Raw genomic sequence first — 2,994 nt, 5'->3', positions numbered from 1 at the left:
TTAGCAAAAGAGAAAAGGTGTTTGAGATGAAATCGTATATTGTAGTTGGATCTGGAATTTTAGGAGCGTCTACTGCTTATCATCTTGCTAAGGCAGGTGCGAATGTTACTATCATGGATCGCCAACAATTAGGGCAAGCAACTGATGCAGGAGCAGGTATTGTATGTCCATGGCTATCGCAGCGTCGTAATAAAGCATGGTATAAAATTGTTAAAGGCGGTGCACGTTACTATTCTTCGTTAATTCAGCAATTAGAAGAAGACGGTGAAACTGACACAGGATATAATCGTGTAGGTGCAATTAGTTTACATACTGACGAGAAAAAGTTAGATCAAATGGAAGAGCGAGCTTATAAACGACGTGAAGATGCCCCAGAGATTGGTGAAATCACTCGCTTATCAGCTGAAGAAACAAAAAAATTATTCCCAGCATTATCAGACGAATATAGTTCTGTTCATATTAGTGGTGCTGCACGAGTAAATGGAAGATTATTACGCAATGCATTAATAAGTGCTGCGAAAAAACATGGTGCAACTTTAATAAAAGGCGATGCTATATTAGTCCGTGAAGGAAATCATATTACGGGAGTTACAGTAAACGATGAAACAATTTTAGCGGAAAAGGTTATTGTAACTGCAGGCGCATGGGCGAACGAAATCTTGAATCCATTAGGAATTAATTTCTTAGTTACATTCCAAAAAGGACAAATTGTTCATCTGCAAATCGAGAATACAGCAACAGAAAATATGCCAGTTGTTATGCCACCGAACGATCAATATATTTTAACGTTTGACAATGGGCATGTCGTAATTGGTGCAACACATGAGAATGATACTGGTTTCGATCATCGTGTAACAGCAGGTGGTTTACATGAAGTATTCCATAAGGCATTAGCAGTTGCACCTGGCTTAGAAAATGCTACAGTGCTTGAAACGAGAGTTGGATTCAGACCATTTACACCAGGATTCTTACCTGTTATCGGACCACTACCTAACTTTAAAGGAATTCTCGTTGCGAATGGATTAGGAGCTTCGGGTTTAACAGCTGGTCCATACTTAGGAGCGGAACTTGCTAAATTAGCGCTGGGACAACCAATTGAGTTAGATTTAAATGATTATGATGTTGCTGGCGCAATTGAATAATATAGGGTACTGCTAACATTTAGGAAGAACCATGCTAAACAAATTCGACAAGGAATAAGCAGTTTTCCCTCTGTTAAGAGTAAGCCTGTTTATGAAAAATAAAATTCTTTAAAAATAGAAGGCCGACATTATAAACCTGCATTAATAATGTAGAATTGTGATGTCGGCTCTTTATTTATATTTATTTAAAACTTATTTTTGAGAGGAGCTTAAGCAATGAGAGCGCCATATCAAGTATTGATATTTCCTTATATAAAAACTACTGATTCCATTCAATATGCTATTTTCAACCGAAGTGATTATAGTTATTGGCAAGGAATAGCTGGTGGCGGAGAAGTCGGTGAGATTCCTATTGAATCAGCAAAACGGGAAGCGTTTGAAGAGGCTGGTATTACAAGAGAATGTCCATATATACAATTAGATTCTGTGTCTTCACTACCCGTAGAGGATGTAGTTAGAGGATTCCTTTGGGGAGAAGAGGTTTATGTAATAAAAGAATTTTCTTTTGGAGTTAAAGTCCCTACAAAAAACATATCATTATCTAAAGAACACTTTAATTATAAATGGTTATGCTTTGAGGAAGCAGTAACGCTTTTGAAATGGGATAGCAACAAAACAGCATTGTGGGAATTAAACAAAAGACTATTAAAACAATAAAAGTTTTTGCTAACAAAAATAGTTGTGGAAGAAGAATTGAACCATTAACAAACCCTTGCTACATTTCTAAACAATGTTTTAGATTATAAAATAGAGTAATATAGATTTGGCATGTTATGCTAAAATTCGCTTAGTGTATATTTTCGTTAAAATGTGGGTGGGCCCCCTTTTAGCAAAACCGGAGTGGGAATGATGAGTATAAATAGTTTTGTGGGATTGATAAATGACGAATTATTAAAAGAGGTAAGTATAAGAAGTGATGATGAATTCGATCCTGTAGTAGTTAAAGATATTCCTAGACTTTGGAAGTGTTTAGGAACAGGTAATTATGCCGCAGTATTCATGCACAGAGAATACAAAGATTGGGTAGTGAAAGTTTACGTGCGAGAAGGAGAAGGAATTGAAAAAGAGTCAGAAGTATACCGAAGAATTGGAGATCATCCTTCTTATTCAAAGCTTATATATAAAGGGGAAAATTTCATAGTATTGAAACGTTTAAAAGAAATTACCTTATACGATGCCCTTCATAAGGGGATTAAAATTCCTAAGCAGGTGATCCTTGATATAAATAAAGCTTTAGAGTATGCGAGGGAACAAGGATTAACTCCTTGTGATGTTCACGGGAAAAATGTGATGATGGAAAAAGGAAGGGGATATGTAGTCGATGTATCTGATTTCTTAAAAACAAAAGAAGATAGTAAGTGGAGGGATCTAGAAAAGGCATATTTCACCTTTTATTTTCCTTTCATTTATAAATTGCCTTTCTCTGTTAAAATACCGTATTTTATGTTAAACATTGTTAGACGTTCGTATAGAAAATATAAGAAGCTTAAAAAGAACTTCAAATTATAAAAGGACCACATATGTTCCTGAAAACGAGTTAAATTCACATAAATAACTTTAGAAAAATTTTAAATTTTGTTTAGGGGCTACTTCAAGACCTTAGCTTGCTGAGCATGTGGTGCTACCTCAAAATATAAAAAGATTAGGAGTGAACCCTAATCTTTTTATTTATACATATTTTTGATAGTTATATATATCACTATCAATTCCAAAACGGGATATTTTGAATAAATGAAACCGTCAAAATAAGTGTTGATGCGGAACCAGCAGTTACTAAAGTTACTATTTTTCGTACGTTCTGTTCTTTTGAAGGTTTTATAAGTTCTGTAATTAACACAATCCATATTATGAT

Annotated in this window: 3 protein-coding genes; all 3 read left to right on the top strand. The window is 34.8% G+C overall.

Translation table 11 applies throughout. From position 1 onward, the window contains the following. Positions 1-26 precede the first annotated feature (26 nt). The 3 genes from ACQGS6_RS25630 to ACQGS6_RS25620 all read left to right on the top strand — a co-directional run bounded on the left by ACQGS6_RS25630 (position 27) and on the right by ACQGS6_RS25620 (position 2,651). A complete protein-coding gene (locus tag ACQGS6_RS25630) occupies positions 27-1,142 on the top strand; it encodes an NAD(P)/FAD-dependent oxidoreductase (RefSeq protein WP_426965818.1) in 1,116 nt (371 codons plus the stop codon). 216 nt (positions 1,143-1,358) lie between these two features. Next, entirely contained in the window at positions 1,359-1,799 is a 441-nt protein-coding gene (locus tag ACQGS6_RS25625) for an NUDIX hydrolase (RefSeq protein WP_001202618.1), read from the top strand. A gap of 192 nt (positions 1,800-1,991) precedes the next feature. Further along, the gene (locus tag ACQGS6_RS25620) at positions 1,992-2,651 is read left to right on the top strand and encodes a serine/threonine protein kinase (RefSeq protein WP_000026528.1); all 660 of its coding nucleotides are present in this window, start codon (positions 1,992-1,994) and stop codon (positions 2,649-2,651) included. The last annotated feature ends 343 nt before the right edge of the window (positions 2,652-2,994 follow it).

This window comes from Bacillus sp. GMs2/2 (genome assembly GCF_050172095.1).
Classification (GTDB): Bacteria; Bacillota; Bacilli; order Bacillales; family Bacillaceae_G; genus Bacillus_A; species Bacillus_A cereus.
The sequence above is the reverse complement of the archived record's forward strand: the minus strand, read 5'-3'. Positions and strand labels throughout refer to the sequence as shown.